Raw genomic sequence first — 14,990 nt, forward strand, 5'->3', positions numbered from 1 at the left:
AGCATGCGTCGGTTCCACGATTCCCTGTTCGGCGGCCTCCTCGTCGCGGCGACGTTCGGCCTTGCGACGGCGGCGCTCGCCCACGGGCCGACCCCGCAGAAGATCGAGGCCACGGTCACCATCGCGGCCCCACCCGACAAGGTCTGGGCGGTCGCCGGCAACTTCGCGGGGATCGCCGGCTGGAACCCCCTCGTCGCGAGCGGCACGAGCAAAGGCGACGGCACCAAGAATGGCGACACCCGGACCTTGACGCTCAAGAACGGCGGCGTCCTGCACGAGAGCCTCGACGAATACGACGCGGCCCGGCGCAGCTACTCGTACCGTCTCGACGATCCCGACCTGAAGGCCCTGCCGGTCTCGTCCTACTCGGCGACCCTGACGGTGACGCCGGAGGGGGCGGGCAGCAAGGTGTCGTGGTTCGGGCGCTTCTACCGCGGCGATACCGGCAACGAGCCGCCGGAGGAGCTGAGCGATGCGGCCGGCCGGGCTACCATGAAGGCCTATCTCGAGGCGGGGCTCGCCGGGCTGAAGGCCAAGGTGGAGGGCGGCCCGTGAGGGCGCTCCTCCTCACCGTACTCCTCTCCATGCCGTCCTTCGGGCCAACCGCTCTCGCGGCCGAGATCTACGTCGCGAGCCAGGATGGCGGGGTGGTGTCTCGCATCGATCCCGCTGCCCCCCGGGTCATCGCCACGATCCCGGTCGGGCCCGGCCCGGCGGGGCTCGCGGCGGGGCCGGGAGGACGGGTCTACGTCACCCATCCCGACCACAAGGCGATCTCGGTGATCGACGGTCCCGCCGGACGGGTGATCGCCCGCCTGGACCATCCGGGCTCGCCCTTCGGCATCGCCGCCGCGCCCGACGGATCCGCACTCTACGTCGGCGACTGGCGCCGGGGCGAGGTGGTGCGGCGCGATCCCAGGACCGGCGAGGCCGCCGGCCCGGCCGTGCCGGTCCCCGATCCCGCCGGTCTCGTCCTCGACCGCACCGGCGCCCGCCTCTACGTCGCCGACCGCGAGCATCGCCGGGTCGTCGCGATCGACACGGCCGGGATGCGGGTGAGCGGCACCGCGGCCACCGGCGACGGGCCGTTCGCCGTGGCGCTGGGCCCCGACGGAGAGCGGCTCTACGTGGCGAACGTGCGCAGCAACGACCTCACCGTCATCGACGCCCGGACGCTCGCCCACATCGCCACCGTGCCGGTCGGGGCGATGCCCTACGGCGTTGCCGTGACGGTGGACGGGCGCACGGTCGTGGTGAGCCGCCAGCATGCCGGCAGCGTCGCCCTTGTGTCGGCCGACCGCCTGGCACCGGACGGCGAGGTCGCGGTCGGCCGTTACCCCGAGGGTGTGCTGGCCCTCGAGGACGGCCGCGTCGCCGTCGCCAACTGGTTCTCGGGCGATCTCTCCCTCGTCGATCCGCGCTCGCGCCGGGAACTGGCGCGGCTGCCCCTGGCGGACGGCCCCCGCGGCCTCGCGGTCTCCCTCCGATGAATCCCGGATCGGCCGCCGGCAGGGGAGTCCATCTGGGCTCCGCCGCCCTCGTCCTCGTGGTGCTGGCGGCGTGCGGCGACGAGCCGGCCCGGGAGGAAGCCCGCGACGAGCCTCCTGCCGCCATCGTCGCCCGTCGCGACGACGGCGCCCGCTCCGACTGGCTGACGCCGGACGACCGCACCGATCCCGCCCGCTGGCTCGCTGCCCGCGCCGCCGGGCGGACGTTGCCGCCGGGCGATGCGGCCGTGGCGAGCCTGCAGGCGGCCCTGGTGCGGGCCCGGCCGCACTTCATCGAGGATCCGCGCATGATCGCCAACCGCACGGCGCAGGTGGCCGGCATGATGGCGAACGCGCCGGCGCCCGACACCTTGATCGCCGGGCTGACGACGGTCGCGGCTCCCACCGGGCGTCGGCAACTCTACGGCAGCCTGTGCCAGCAATACCTGACCCTGCGGGCCGGCGGAGCCGACCATGACGCGGCCCTCGATCGCCTTCGGATGAGTTACGCGGCGCAAGCCACCGGCGTGCCGGTGGCCCGGTGACCGATCGGCATGCGGGTCGGATGTCTGCCCATCGAGCACAAGGGAGATGAACGCCATGCCCGACAGCAGCGTCCTCGTCGTCGACGATCACCCTGTCATTCTAAGGGCTTGCGGCATGGTGTTCGAGGAAGCCCTTGCGGCCGTCTACTGCGCGAGCGATGTCGAAGAAGGCTATCGCTGCTTCGTTGCGAACCGGCCCGCCGTCGTCGTGGCGGACCTGACGTATCGCGACGGCTCCCTCTCCGGGCTCTGGCTGATCGCGCGCATCCGCGCCCTCGCGCCGGAGACGCGCATTCTCGTATTCAGCATGCACGATGATCCGACCGTCGTCGCCCGAGCCCTGGCCGCCGGGGCGGCCACCGACCTGCTGGCGGCCTTCCATCGGGTGCGCGCGGGGATGGTGTCGATCGACCATCGCCTCGCCGTCGCGCGACGAGAGGCGGTGCCACATCGGTTCCGCCAAGATGTCCGCCAAGATATCCGTAACGATATCCACCAAGATACCCGCCACCACCTATGGAGCCTGTCTTGATCCTCCATGCCATTTCGTTGTTCGCTCTCGTGCTCACGGCGGCCGAGGCCGCCGACGGCGTGAGTCCAGCCGACAAGGTCGCGGTCAGCAATGACGCCGTCAAGCTCGCCGGGTTGGTCCGGTTCGTGGCCGAATCCTGTCCCGGCACGAAGCCCGACTACGCCCGGTTCCGCGAGGTGGTGGAGCGGCTCGGCACCGATCTCGCGGCTTTGTCCCACGGCGAGGCGCTGATCCGCTCGGCCGCCTACACCCAGGCCTACCAGAAGGACCCGGAGGCGAGCTGCCGGCGGGCGCAGGAGAGTTTCGGTCCGAACGGAACGGTGGTGCCGGGCCTGCTTGGTCCTGGCTGATCGTGCCGACCGGTCACCGGGTGCGGAGGACTGCATCGCGCAGGGCATCGACGAGGGCGCCCTCGAGCAGCAGGGCCGAGCCGTAATGGAACTCGCCGTCGTAGGGGCGGCGGGAGTTCATCGACAGGGACGCGCTGTGCATCGCGATCAGGCTGCCACCGGCATCGAACAGCCCGGAGCCGGATCCGCCATAGCCGTTGTTGCAATCGTGCCGGGCCTGCCGGATGCCGTCCTCGCCCGGCGGGTCGATCTGCCGGATGGCGCAGGCCTCGAGGCTGGTCGCGCTGCCGAAATTCTCGTGGCCGGCCGGCGAGACCATCGTCACCGTGATGGCCCCGCTCCCCGTTCGCAGCCCACCCGCTGCGTCCGGGATCGGCTGCGCGACCGCTGCCGTGACCGGCTCCTTGAGGTGGAGCAGCGCCCAGTCATCCGTGATGTGCAGCGCCTCCGCGCCGGGCCGGACCCCGAGTTGCAGGCTGTCCGGCTCGAAATCGTAGTTGCGGCCGGCGATCTGGAAGAAGCAATCCGCCACCGCGCGGGTGACCTCGAGCCGCCGGCTCCGGAAATTGTGGGCGTTGAGCATGACGACCCGCGGCCCTGCGATCAGCCAGGCGGCGGCGGCCCGCTTCGGCACGCCCGAGGCATCCCGGCAGAAGAGGATTCCTGCACCGGGGAACCTGGCGAAATCCGCGCCGGTCATGGCCCGACGGCCATCCTGCGGATAGAGCGCGGCCAGCCTTCCATCGCCGGCCGCCGCCGGTCCGGACAGGGCGGTGCCGACCGCTACCGCAGCCAAGATGCATCGTCCCGAATGGGGCATGGCCGTGACCGCCTCGAAGTCTTTCCCAAAATCTGGCGCCGAGATATCCCAGCCCAGCCGACGCCAATGAAGAATGCCCGGTGCCGAAGCGTCAACCGGGAGCAGTGACGCGGAGCGGCGGAATCACTCGTCGGACAGCAGGTTTCTGACGTGCGCGACCCGCTCGGCAGCTGGGAGCATGCGGGTGTCGATCGCAACCTGCTGGATGAGGAACTGGCCGGTGATCCTCCCTCGGTTTCGCGGACACCTCTGATACGCTCGTTTCGGGCGGGGAGGGTGTTTGATGGCGAAGAGGCGACGCGAGTTCCAACCAGGCCTGGCTGGCAGACATCAACCGACCTGCCCACGGCAAAAAGGGTGGCTCTACCTGGCTGCCGTCCTTGATCCCGCCACTCGCAAGATCGTCGGCTGGTCGATGCGCGACCACATGCGGACCGAGTTGACATCGGCCGCTTCGATGATGGCCACCCAACGGCAGCGCCCCTCTGCCGGGCTCATCTGTCATTCGGATCGTGGCAGCCAGTCCGCGGCGGAGGCTTACCGCAGGCAACTCGCCGATCTTCGGGCGATGCCATCCGTGAGCCGCGCCGGCTGCTGCTCCGACGATGCTCCGATGGAGAGCTTCTTCCACACCCTCAAGGTCGACCTCGTCCATCAGCGACGATGGGCGACCCGCGATGACCCTCGCCGCGACCTGTTCGCCTACATCGAGGGCTACGACAATCGACAGCGCCTCCACTCGGCTCTCGGCGACATCACGCCCGAGCAGGCCGGGCGGAACGCAGGCTAACCCCCGTATCCGCGCAAACGGGGGAGGATCATCCCTCCCGCTGCGCTGCGTCGTGGCCGCGCAGCCGAGGGTCAGCCTTGGCGCAGGAGGCGGGCGGTCGCTTGCGCTGGATCAAGGCCGGACCTGCCCGCGCGCCCATGCTGGTAGCGGAGCGGTACGGCGCTACGCCTCCGCACATTTTCCGCATGCCGCTGCCAGCGTCCGGAGAACCCCGCATGTACGCCCAGATCCGCGCTCGTGAGATCATGTCGCGGCAGGTCGCCTGCATCCCCGCCGACGCGACCGTCGCCCAGGCCATCGACCTGATGATGGACCGGCGGATCAGCGCGCTGCCGGTCACGGACCGGGACGGGCAGCTCGTCGGCATCATCAGCGAGGGCGACCTCCTGCGTCGGAGCGAACTCGGCACCGAGCGGGAGCGACCGCGCTGGCTGCAATACCTGCTCAGCCCCGGACGACTGTCCGCCGAGTATGCTCGTGCCTACGGCAGGCGGGTCGACGAGGTCATGACCCGGGAGGTGGTCACGGTCGGCAAGGACGCCTCTCTCGCCGAGATCGTCGCCCTGATGGAACGCCACCAAGTCAAGCGCCTGCCGGTGCTGTGCACGGGCCGTATGGTCGGTATTGTTGCCCGCGCCGACGTCGTTCGGGCGCTGGCCGAGGCGATGCGGGCCCCCACCTCCGCCGCACCGCGCAGAGACGCCGCCATCCGCTGCGACATCCTGGCCGAGTTCGTGCGCGTGCCGTGCATCCCCGCTGCGCAGATTTCGGTCATGGTCCTCGATGGCGTGGTCGACCTCGCGGGAGCCATCACCGACGAGAGGGAGCGCAGCGCCGTGCACGCCGCGGTCGGAACCGTGCCGGGCGTGACCGGCCTGCACGACCACCTGATCCTGATCGAGCCGCTCTCGGGCGAGGTCATCTTCGTGCCGGACGAGGCGGCGCGGCAAGAGATCCAACAAGAGGTGCGCCCAGGAGAAGCGGCGCCAGCGGCCAATGCGTCCACCGCCTGATCGTCCCACCGGTGCGGGAGCGCAGCCCACGACCGTGACCTCTCTTTCCGCGCCTCCTCTTACCGCGGCCACGCCCGTTGCGGAGAGCCCGGCACCCGCTGGCATCGCTCCGGGGCAGGCGCTCGTTCCCGCACCGCAGGCAGTCCTGCCGGCCGGCCGGACGGGCAGGCGGCACGGCATCTGGTTCGGGCTGCTCGCGGCCCTCCTGATCGGGGTAGCGGCCGGCTTCGCCTGGTGGCGCGTTTGCCCACCCGCACTGCCGCCGGGCTTCGCACAGGGAAACGGGCGGCTCGAGGCCGACGAGATCGACATCGACACCAAGTTCGCCGGCCGCATCGCCCGGCTTCTGGTCGACGAGGGCGACATGGTGCGGGCTGGCCAAATCGTCGCCGTCATGGACACTCGCGACCTTCAGGAGCAGGAGAGCCAGGCCGAGGCTCTGGCGGGGCAGGCCGAGCGCACGGTCGAGGAAGCCGGCAAGATCCTCGCCCAGCAGGAGCGAGCGGTGCTCGCCGGCGAGGCCGCAGTGTCACAGGCCCGGCGGAGCGTCGAGGAGGCGAACGCCAATCTCGAACAGGCGCGGACTGTGGCGCGCCTGGCGCAGCAGGAACTCGCTCGCACCGGCGCCCTCGTCACGCGAGGCTTTGCCACGCGCCAGACGCTCGACACCCGCCAGCAGGCCCTGGACGGTGCCATTGCGGCACAAGGCGCCGCTACCGCGAGAGTCGGGGCCGCCGACCAAGCGCTACTCGCCGCCCGCCACGCGGCCGACGGGGCCGCGGCCGCCCGCGACGCGGCTGCTGCCCGGGTCGGCGCCGTCCAGCACGCCCGGGACGCTGCACGCCACAACGTCGAGTACGTGCGTGTCAACATCGCGGACAATTCCCTGACCGCTCCTCGCGACGGGCCGATCCAGTACCGCATCGCGAATGTCGGCGAGGTGCTGGCGGCCGGCGGCCGGGTGTTCACCATGCTCGATGCAGGGTACGTCTACATGGACGTCTACCTGCCGACGACCCAGGCCGGGCGCGTCCGGATCGGGGCCGAGGGGCGCGTCGTGCTCGATGCCTACCCGGACCACGTCATTCCCGCCCGAGCAGTATTCGTGGCGAGCGAGGCGCAGTTCACGCCGAAGACCGTCGAGACGAAGGACGAGCGGGACAAGCTGCTATTCCGCATTCGCCTGCGGGTCGACCCCGAGCGATTGAGGGGACGCGAGGCCTTGGTGCGGACCGGGCTGCCCGGGGTTGGCGTCGTGCGCACCGACGAGGCCGTCGCCTGGCCCGCGCGGCTTGCCCCCAGCCCACCTCCGGCCGCTGCGACGGGGGGCCGATGAGAGCCGCCGCTTGCGATCCCGGGGCAGCGGTCGCCGCCGTCGCCGCGCTGTCGCACCGCTACGGCGGGCGGGCGGCGCTCGATCGCGTCACGCTCGCGCTGCCCGCTGGTCGGCTCGTCGGGCTGGTCGGCCCGGACGGCGTCGGCAAGTCCACGCTTCTGTCGATCCTCGCGGGCACTAGGCGGATCCAGGCGGGACGGGCGTGGGTGCTCGGCGGCGATGTCGCACAGGCCCACCATCGCGCCGCGATCCGCGCCCGCATCGCCTACATGCCCCAGGGACTCGGCCGCAACCTCTATGCGGGCCTAACCGTTCGAGAGAACATCCTCTCCTTCGCGCGTCTGTTCGGCCAGGGCGGACCGGAGCGAGAGGAGCGCGTCCGCCTCCTGCTGGCCGGGACCGGCCTTACCCCCTTCGCCGGCCGGGAGGCCGGCAAGCTCTCGGGCGGCATGAAGCAGAAGCTTGGGCTCTGCTGCGCCCTGGTCCACGATCCCGATCTCCTGATCCTCGACGAGCCGACGACCGGGATCGACCCGCTCTCGCGGCGGCAGTTCTGGCGCTTGATCGGCCGGATCCGCGCAGCCCGCCCCGGCCTCTCGATCCTGGTCGCCACCGCCGATTTGCGGGAGGCCGAAGGATTCGACTGGCTCGTCGCCATGGATGGCGGCCGGGTCGTCGCCGGTGGCGCGCCGGAGGAACTCCGGCGCGCCACCGGAACGGCGGATCTCGAAGCCGCCTTCATCTCTCTCACCGGTGGGCGCGCCGCATCCGCCTGCCCGGCCCCGGCTCGGAGTGAGGAGCTGGCCGAGCCGATCATCACCGCACGGGGGCTGACGTGCCGGTTCGGCGACTTCACGGCGGTGGACGACGTGAGCTTCACCATCCGGCGCGGCCAGATCTTCGGCTTCGTCGGCTCCAACGGCTGCGGCAAGACCACGACGATGCGGATGCTGACCGGCCTGACGCCGCCGAGCGCCGGAGACATCCTGCTGTTCGGCCGGCCGCTCGACCCCGGCGACCGGGCGGCGCGCCGCCGGGTCGGCTATATGTCGCAATCCTTCTCGCTCTACGGCGAGCTGAGCGTCCGGCAGAACCTCGTCCTGCACGCGCGGCTGTTCCATCTGCCCCGCGACGGGATGCGGGCCCGGGTCGCCGGGCTGATCGGGTCGTTCGGGCTCGGCGCCCACGCGGATACCCGCGCGCAGGACCTGCCCCTGGGCCTGCGCCAGCGCCTGTCCCTCGCCGTCGCCATCGTGCACGGCCCAGACCTCCTCATCCTCGACGAGCCGACCTCCGGCGTCGACCCGCTCGCCCGCGACCGGTTCTGGGCGCTGCTCTCCGATCTCGCACGCGGGCAGGGGGTGACGATCTTCGTCTCGACCCATTTCATGAACGAGGCGGAGCGCTGCGACCGCATCGCCCTCATGGATGCCGGCCGCGTTCTCGCCACCGACACCCCGGCAGGCCTTGTCGCCGCCAACGGCGCCGCTGACCTCGAGGACGCCTTCGTGGCGGTCCTGGAAAAGGCCGCGGGCGCCCGGGGCCGCGTACCCCGTGCCGAGGACATCGCCCTGGCACCCGGCGGTCCCCCAGCGTCGCCGCCGCTCTTCAGCCTGCGCCGGCTCCTCGCCTGCAGCCTGCGTGAGACGCTCGAACTCCTGCGCGACCGGGTTCGGCTCGCCTTCGCGGTGCTGGGCACGAGCTTCCTGATGCTCGTCTTCGGCTTCGGCATCTCCACCGACGTCAACAGCCTCACCGTCGCGGTGCTCGATCGCGACCGGAGCCACGCCAGCCGCGCCTACCTCGAGGCCCTGCGCGGCTCGCCGTACTTCGTCGAGCGGGCACCGCTCGCCGACGATGCGGATCTCGACCGGCGGCTCGCGGGCGGCGAGATCGCCGCGGCGGTGGAGATCCCGCCGCATTTCGGGCGCGACGTCGCGCGCGGGCGCCCGACGGAGATCGCGGCCCGGATCGACGGGGCGCGGCCGTTCGTGGCGCAGACGATCCGCGGCTATCTCGCCGCCCTGCACGAGCGCGTCCTCGCCGATCCGCTCGCATTGCGCCTGCCGGCGCAGATGGCCCTCCCGGCGGACGTCGCGGTGCGGTTCACCTACAACCCGACCTTCGACAGCATCTACGCCATGGTGCCGGCGCAGATCGCGCTCCAGCTCGCCCTGATCCCGGCGATCCTGATGGCGCTCGCGGTGGTACGCGAGCGCGAACTCGGCTCGATCGTCAACCTCTACGCCACGCCGCTCACCCGGCTCGAATTCCTGCTCGGCAAGCAGGTGCCTTACGCCGCCGTCGCGATGGTCAACTTCGCCCTGATGGTCGGCTTGGCGGTCGCGGTTTTCCGGGTCCCCCTGCGGGGCAGCGGCCCGACGCTCGTCCTCGGCACGCTGATCTACGTCTTTTCGACCACGGCCTACGGAATGCTGGTCTCGACCTTCGCACGCACCCAGATCGCGGCCCTGTTCGGAACCGCGATCCTGACCGTTCTGCCGGCTACGATGTTCTCCGGGATGCTGGTGCCGGTTTCCTCTCTCGCCGGGGTCGCCAGGGTCATCGGTGCGCTCTTTCCGATGAGCTACTACCTGCCGATCAGCGTCGGCGCCTTCACCAAGGGGCTCGGATTGTCCGATCTGTACGTCACCCTCGGGACGCTAGCGCTGTTCGTGCCGATCCTGACCCTGCTCGCCGTCGCGCTACTGCGCGGGCAAGAAGCGTGAAGCGGCGATGCGACGAGCTGCGACGATCTTCTGGCTGGGTATCAAGGAGCTGCGCAGCGTCCTGACCGACACCGTGCTGATCGGCCTCGTCCTCTACAGCTTCTCCCTCGCGATCCTGGCACCGGCGCGCAGCGGCTCGCAGGAGGTACGCAACGCCTCGGTGGCGATCGTCGACGAGGATCGCTCGCCGCTCTCGCGCCGCATCGCCGGGGCCTTCCTGCCGCCCCTGTTTCGGCCACCGGTACCCCTCGCCGCGCGCGACGTCGCGCCCGCGATGGATGCCGGCCGCTACACCCTCGTCCTCGACGTGCCGCCGCACTTCGCCCGCGATCTCCTGGCCCGACGCCACCCGGTGCTGAAGCTCGAGGTCGACGCCACCGCGATGGTCCAGGCCGGACTCGGGGCGACCTACGCGCAGCAGATCCTCGCTGACGAGATCGCCCGGTACCTCACCCGAGGTCGGGCGGCGGCGCCCGCACCCGTGACCCTCGTATCGCGGATCGCCTACAACCCCAACGTGGAAACCGCTTGGTTCACCAGCGTCATGGGGATCCTCAACAGCGTCACCATGCTGGCAATCATCCTGGCCGGGGCCGCGATCGTGCGCGAGCGCGAGCGCGGCACCCTCGATCACCTGATGGTCATGCCCGTCACGCCCCTGGAGATCGCGCTGGCGAAGATCTGGGCCAACGGCGCAGTCATCCTGACGGCGGTGGGCCTGTCGCTGGTAGTGATCGTGCGCGGCCTGCTACGGGTGCCCCTCGCCGGGTCGCTGCCGCTATTCCTCTTCGGCACCGCGATCTACCTGTTCTTTGCCACGGCGGTCGGGCTCTATCTCGGCACAGTCGCGCGCTCAATGCCGCAGCTCGGCCTACTGTATTTGCTGATCTACCTGCCGCTCGCCATGCTGTCGGGCAGCAATACACCACTCGAGAGCATGCCACCTTGGCTATCAGCAGCGCTCCAGGCTTCACCAACAGTGCATTTTGTCGCCTTCGCCCAAGCTGTTTTGTACCGCAGCGCCGGGCCGGACGTTGTATGGCCGCGGCTCGTCATCATCGCTGGCATCGGGAGCCTCGTCCTGATCCTGTCGCTTCTTCGGTTCCGCCATATGGCAAAGGCGGAGACGGGAGGATGATCGTGGACAATAGCAATCTGCAGGTCCATATGCGACGGCTGCATGAAAGGGCTTCGCTTCGGGATCCTATCGCAAACTCGGCTATGCATCTCAGCAAGGGCTATTTGCCCCTATTTCGACACTTTACTCTCGATGGGAAGACCGAAGCATGTGGTGAGCAGATAGTCCTGCTCGCGGATGATGCATGCTCCCGAGAACCCGAAGCCCTTGCGCATCCACTCCGAATGACCGAGTTGGGTCAGCTGCGATTGCTGGTGGCGGATTCAGCATGGCTGGTTCCATACGCCTCCCTTACGCGAGGGCGAGCAGGACCCGGAGAGGCGGTGTAGACGCCCTCCAAGGCGTCGAAGCCGTCGGCAGCCCAGCGCCAGGCGACCGGGCCGGGGTCAAGGACCTTGCGGCCTTGAGGCCGGTTCGGGCGGATGGCCCACCAAGTGATTTCGGCCACAGGTCACCGCGCACCGCGTCAGTCGACCGTCACCCACAGGGCCGAAACCGCGCAGCGGGTTCGGGGAGCCGCCGCAGGCGGCGAGTAGGGCGCGGCCCGTAGGGGACGCCCTTCAGCAGCATGCGCTCCGCCAAGCTCATGCGATCATCTTCGCGAACGGGAAGCCGGCGCTCCGAAGTCCTACGACGCAACTGAACCGCTCCGGGTTTTTCGGAGCGTCACCGAGCGCTTACGTCCGCAACTGGCGCACAGCCGAACAAACGGTATGCGAACTACCGAGCCTTTGCAGAACTAGCGGCTGACCAGATGAGACATCTGCTTCGAGTGGAGAAGCGGACCCCGGGCGACCGTCATGCGGGCGCTCATGGCCCGCGCCCCGACCGGCGAGGTCTTCACCCTCACCGAAGAGTTCGGCAACCTGGACAGGGCCAAGCCCTGCTGGGAGGTGTCGTACTCGCCGCTGCGAGGCGAGGACGGACGCGTCGTCGAGGCGTTCCACTACGCTAACGACATCTCGGCCCGCCTATGCGCCGAGGCCGAGCTCGCGAGCACCCAGAGGCCTTACGGCAGTCGCAGAAGATGGAAGCGGTCGGCCAGCTGACCGGCGGAGTGGCGCACAGCTCCAACAACCTGCTGACCATCACCCCAACCGGGGCGACCCCGCCTGCAGGGCCGCGACCGGTCGCACCGCCTCGCCGTTCCCACCGCTGCGCTGCTTGTGTGACCCAAATGCCTTCGCGATCAGGACGTACAGGAGCGGCGTGACGAAGACGGCGAGCACCGTCGCGGTGACCATTCCGCCGAGCACGCCGGTGCCGATGGCCCGCTGGCTGTTCATGCTGGCCCCCGTCGCGACGGCGAGCGGCACCACGCCGAGGATGAAGGCGAACGAGGTCATGACGATGGGCCGGAAGCGCAGCTCGCACGCCTCCAGCGCCGCCTCGTGCAGGGACCGGCCCTGCGCAACGAGATCCTTGGCCACCTCGATGATCAGGATGGCGTTCTTCGCCGTCAAGCCGATCACCGTGATCAGGCCGACCTTGAAGTAGACGTCGTTCGGCATGTCCCGCAGCAGCATGGCGAAGACGGCGCCGACCACGCCGGTCGGCACCACGAGCAGCACGGCGAGCGGGATCGACCAGCTCTCGTAGAGCGCGGCGAGGCAGAGGAAGACGCAGAACAGCGCCAGCGCGAGCAGGTAGACGGCCTGGGAGCCCGACAGCTTCTCCTGCAGAGACTGCCCGGTCCAGGCGAAGTCGAAGCCCGGCGGCAATTGCCCGGCCAGCCGCTCCATCTCCGCCATGGCGTCGCCGCTGGCGTAGCCGGGCGCCGCGCTGCCGGAGATCTTGATGCTCGGATAGCCGTTGAAGCCGACGACCTGCGACGGGCCCATCGCCCACGAGACGCGGGCGAAGGATTGCAGCGGGACCATCTGTCCCTTGGCGTTGCGGACGTTGAGATCGAGCAGGTCCTCGGCCCGCATCCGCCGGGACGCCTCGGCCTGGACGACGACCCGCTGCATCCGCGCCTGGTTCGGGAAGTCGTTGACGTAGGCCGAGCCGAGGCTCGTCGAGAGCGCGTCGTTGATGTCGGCGAAGGTGACGCCGAGCGCGTTGGCCTTCTGCCGGTCGAGGACGAGCTCGATCTGCGGCGCGGTCGGCAGGCCCTCGACGTAGACGCCGGCGAGGACCGGGCTCTGGCTCGCGGCCTTGAGCAACTGGTCACGGGCGGCGGCCAGCGCCGCATGGCCCTGCTGGCCCTTGTCCTGGAGGCGGAAGGCGAAGCCGCTGGAGTTCCCGAGCGAGTCGATGGCCGGCGGCGACAGCGACATGGCGATGGCGTCCGGCATCCCCCCGAGCGCCGCGTTGGCCCGGGCGGCGATGGCGTCGGCGCCATCGTTCGGCCCGCGCTCGCTCCAGGGCTTCAGCCCGACGAAGTTGAGCGCCGCGTTCTGGCCCTGGCCGGAGAAACCGAACCCGAGCAGCAGGGTCTGGCTGTCGACACCGGGCTCACGCGCGAAATGCTCCTCGATGCGCTTGGCCACATCGAGCGTGCGCTCGGTCGCCGATTCCGGCGGGGTCTGGGCATCGACCATGAGGTAGCCTTGGTCCTCGACGGGCAGGAAGCTTCCCGGCATCCGCAGGTAGCCCCAGCCGAGCGCGGCGACGAGCAGGGCGTAGACGAGGAGCGCCCGCACCGGCCGGCGCAGCAGTCCCGCGACGCCGGACCGGTAGGCCAGCGTGCCGGCGCGGAAGCGGCGGTTGAACCAGCCGAAGAACCCGCCCTTGGCGTGACCGGCCTCGACGGGCTTCAGCAGGGTGGCGCAGAGGGCGGGCGTGAGCGACAGCGCCAGGAAGGCCGAGAAGGTGATGGAGGTCGCCATGCTGACGGCGAACTGGCGGTAGATCACCCCGACCGAGCCCGGGAAGAAGGCGAGCGGCACGAACACCGCGACCAGCACCGCGGTGATGCCCACGATAGCGCCGGTGATCTGGCCCATGGCCTTGGCGGTCGCTTCCCGCGGGGGGAGCCCCTCCTCGCCCATGATGCGCTCGACGTTCTCGACCACCACGATGGCGTCGTCGACGAGGATGCCGATGGCCAGCACCATGCCGAACATGGTCAGCACGTTGATCGAGAAGCCGGCGAGCAGGAGCGCGCCGCAGGTGCCGAGCAGGGCCACCGGCACGACGATGGTCGGAATCAGGGTGTAGCGGACGTTCTGGAGGAACAGGAACATCACCGCGAAGACGAGCGCCATCGCCTCGGCGAGCGTCGTCAGCACCTTCCTGATCGAGACCTCGACGAAGGGCGTGGTGTCGTAGGGCACGGTGACGCTGACATTGGCCGGCAGCGTGCGCTGGAGCTGGGCGAGCTTCGCCTTCACTCCGCTCGCGGCGGCGAGCGCGTTGGCGCCGGGCGCGAGCTGGATGCCGATGCCGGCGGCGGGGCGACCGTCGAGGCGGGTCTGCATCACGTAGGATTGGCTGCCGAGCTCGATCTCGGCGACGTCGCGCAGGCGCACCAGCGAGCCGTCCGGGTTCGCGCGCAGCACGATCTCCCCGAACTCGGAGACGGTGGTGAGTTGGCCCTTCACCAGCACGTTGGCGGCGATGCGCTGACCTTCCCGCGCCGGTTGGGCGCCGACGACGCCCGAGGCGACCTGCGCGTTCTGCGCGCCGACGGCGGCCGTCACGTCGCCTGGCGTCATGCCGAGGCCGACGAGCTTGACCGGGTCGATCCAGATGCGCAGCGCCTTCTCCGAAGAGAACAGGGTGGCGCGGCCCACCCCCGGCACGCGCCTGAGTTCGCCCAGCAGACGGCGTGCGGCGAGGTCGCCGAGGTCGGTCTCGCTCAAGGTGCCGTCCTTCGAGGAGACGGTGACGAACTGGAGGAAGCTGGTGCTCGCCTCCTCGACCGTGACGCCCTGCTGGGTCACGGCGCGCGGAAGGCGCGCCTCGATGCGCTTGATCCGGTTCTGGACCGCGACCGTCGCCTTCGACGGGTCCGAGCCCGGCGCGAACGAGGCCGTGATCTGGGCCATTCCGGAGGTGTCGCTGGTGCTCTCGAAGTACATCAGCCCCGGGATGCCATTGAGCTCCTCCTCAATGATGCGGGTGACGCCGTCGTAGAGCCGCTCGGGTGGGGCGCCCGGATAGGTCGCCGTGACCTGGATCGTGACCGGGGCCACGTCCGGGTATTGCGAGACCGGCAGGTAGGCGATGGAGATCGCCCCCACCATCATGACGAAGATGGAGATCGCCCAGGCGAAGATCGGGCGCGCGATGAAGAAGCGGGTCAT

The 14,990-nt window shown here is 70.1% G+C and carries 11 protein-coding genes and 3 pseudogenes; 11 read left to right on the plus strand and 3 right to left on the minus strand.

Annotation, left to right across the window (positions count from 1 at the left end; genetic code table 11):
- Window positions 1-3: 3 nt before the first annotated feature.
- Genes HBB12_RS29990 through HBB12_RS30010 form a run of 5 tightly spaced genes read left to right on the plus strand, consistent with a single transcriptional unit; the run spans window position 4 to window position 2,914 of the window.
- Complete coding sequence (locus HBB12_RS29990; protein WP_236993337.1) at window positions 4-555, plus strand: SRPBCC family protein; 552 nt, start codon at window positions 4-6, stop codon at window positions 553-555.
- Window positions 552-1,490 carry a beta-propeller fold lactonase family protein gene (locus HBB12_RS29995; RefSeq protein ID WP_236993338.1) on the plus strand — a complete coding sequence of 313 codons (939 nt, stop codon included), beginning with the start codon at window positions 552-554 and terminating at the stop codon, window positions 1,488-1,490. Before HBB12_RS29990 ends, HBB12_RS29995 begins: the two co-directional genes overlap by 4 nt.
- Window positions 1,487-2,032, plus strand: a complete 546-nt coding sequence (locus HBB12_RS30000; RefSeq protein WP_236993339.1) for a hypothetical protein — start codon at window positions 1,487-1,489, stop codon at window positions 2,030-2,032. The genes HBB12_RS29995 and HBB12_RS30000 overlap by 4 nt, the downstream gene beginning before the upstream one ends.
- Before the next feature lie 55 nt (window positions 2,033-2,087).
- On the plus strand, window positions 2,088-2,564 hold the full coding sequence (locus tag HBB12_RS30005) for a response regulator (RefSeq protein ID WP_236993340.1): 477 nt from the start codon (window positions 2,088-2,090) through the stop codon (window positions 2,562-2,564).
- Window positions 2,561-2,914 carry a hypothetical protein gene (locus tag HBB12_RS30010; RefSeq protein WP_236993341.1) on the plus strand — a complete coding sequence of 118 codons (354 nt, stop codon included), beginning with the start codon at window positions 2,561-2,563 and terminating at the stop codon, window positions 2,912-2,914. Before HBB12_RS30005 ends, HBB12_RS30010 begins: the two co-directional genes overlap by 4 nt.
- A 13-nt stretch (window positions 2,915-2,927) precedes the next feature.
- Here HBB12_RS30010 and HBB12_RS30015 read toward each other — a convergent pair whose 3' ends face one another.
- Window positions 2,928-3,710 carry a serine protease gene (locus tag HBB12_RS30015; protein ID WP_236993342.1) on the minus strand — a complete coding sequence of 261 codons (783 nt, stop codon included), beginning with the start codon at window positions 3,708-3,710 and terminating at the stop codon, window positions 2,928-2,930.
- Window positions 3,711-4,048: 338 nt separating this feature from the next.
- Between HBB12_RS30015 and HBB12_RS30020 the strand changes: the two are divergent.
- The 5 genes and pseudogenes from HBB12_RS30020 to HBB12_RS30040 all read left to right on the plus strand — a co-directional run.
- Window positions 4,049-4,524 (plus strand): annotated as a pseudogene (locus HBB12_RS30020) (IS3 family transposase); the annotation flags it as partial.
- A gap of 215 nt (window positions 4,525-4,739) precedes the next feature.
- The gene (locus tag HBB12_RS30025) at window positions 4,740-5,537 is read left to right on the plus strand and encodes a CBS domain-containing protein (RefSeq protein ID WP_236993343.1); all 798 of its coding nucleotides are present in this window, start codon (window positions 4,740-4,742) and stop codon (window positions 5,535-5,537) included.
- Window positions 5,538-5,571: 34 nt separating this feature from the next.
- On the plus strand, window positions 5,572-6,873 hold the full coding sequence (locus HBB12_RS30030) for an HlyD family secretion protein (RefSeq protein WP_236993344.1): 1,302 nt from the start codon (window positions 5,572-5,574) through the stop codon (window positions 6,871-6,873).
- Window positions 6,870-9,602: a ribosome-associated ATPase/putative transporter RbbA gene (gene rbbA, locus HBB12_RS30035; protein ID WP_236993345.1), complete on the plus strand. Its 2,733-nt coding sequence runs from the start codon at window positions 6,870-6,872 to the stop codon at window positions 9,600-9,602. The genes HBB12_RS30030 and rbbA overlap by 4 nt, the downstream gene beginning before the upstream one ends.
- A gap of 7 nt (window positions 9,603-9,609) precedes the next feature.
- Window positions 9,610-10,740 carry an ABC transporter permease gene (locus tag HBB12_RS30040; RefSeq protein WP_236993346.1) on the plus strand — a complete coding sequence of 377 codons (1,131 nt, stop codon included), beginning with the start codon at window positions 9,610-9,612 and terminating at the stop codon, window positions 10,738-10,740.
- Between the two features lie 110 nt (window positions 10,741-10,850).
- On the opposite strand, the pseudogene HBB12_RS30045 reads toward HBB12_RS30040, so the two are convergent.
- A pseudogene (locus tag HBB12_RS30045) lies at window positions 10,851-10,958 on the minus strand (IS6 family transposase); the annotation flags it as partial.
- Between the two features lie 591 nt (window positions 10,959-11,549).
- Between HBB12_RS30045 and HBB12_RS34340 the strand changes: the two are divergent.
- Window positions 11,550-11,831, plus strand: a pseudogene (locus HBB12_RS34340) (PAS domain-containing protein); the annotation flags it as partial.
- Here the strand turns inward: HBB12_RS34340 and HBB12_RS30055 are convergent.
- The gene (locus HBB12_RS30055) at window positions 11,829-14,990 is read right to left on the minus strand and encodes a multidrug efflux RND transporter permease subunit (RefSeq protein WP_236993347.1); all 3,162 of its coding nucleotides are present in this window, start codon (window positions 14,988-14,990) and stop codon (window positions 11,829-11,831) included. The pseudogene HBB12_RS34340 and the gene HBB12_RS30055 sit on opposite strands and share 3 nt — an antisense overlap.

This window comes from Methylobacterium sp. SyP6R (genome assembly GCF_019216885.1).
In the GTDB taxonomy this organism is placed as follows: Bacteria; Pseudomonadota; Alphaproteobacteria; order Rhizobiales; family Beijerinckiaceae; genus Methylobacterium.

Excerpts from the sequence above, each read along its gene's own strand:
- HBB12_RS30055 (WP_236993347.1), bottom strand. The coding sequence starts at position 14,990 with ATGACCCGCTTCTTCATCGCGCGCCCGATCTTCGCCTGGGCGATCTCC.
- HBB12_RS29990 (WP_236993337.1), top strand. The coding sequence starts at position 4 with ATGCGTCGGTTCCACGATTCCCTGTTCGGCGGCCTCCTCGTCGCGGCG.
- HBB12_RS30040 (WP_236993346.1), top strand. The coding sequence starts at position 9,610 with ATGCGACGAGCTGCGACGATCTTCTGGCTGGGTATCAAGGAGCTGCGC.
- HBB12_RS30005 (WP_236993340.1), top strand. The coding sequence starts at position 2,088 with ATGCCCGACAGCAGCGTCCTCGTCGTCGACGATCACCCTGTCATTCTA.
- HBB12_RS30000 (WP_236993339.1), top strand. The coding sequence starts at position 1,487 with ATGAATCCCGGATCGGCCGCCGGCAGGGGAGTCCATCTGGGCTCCGCC.
- HBB12_RS30025 (WP_236993343.1), top strand. The coding sequence starts at position 4,740 with ATGTACGCCCAGATCCGCGCTCGTGAGATCATGTCGCGGCAGGTCGCC.
- rbbA (WP_236993345.1), top strand. The coding sequence starts at position 6,870 with ATGAGAGCCGCCGCTTGCGATCCCGGGGCAGCGGTCGCCGCCGTCGCC.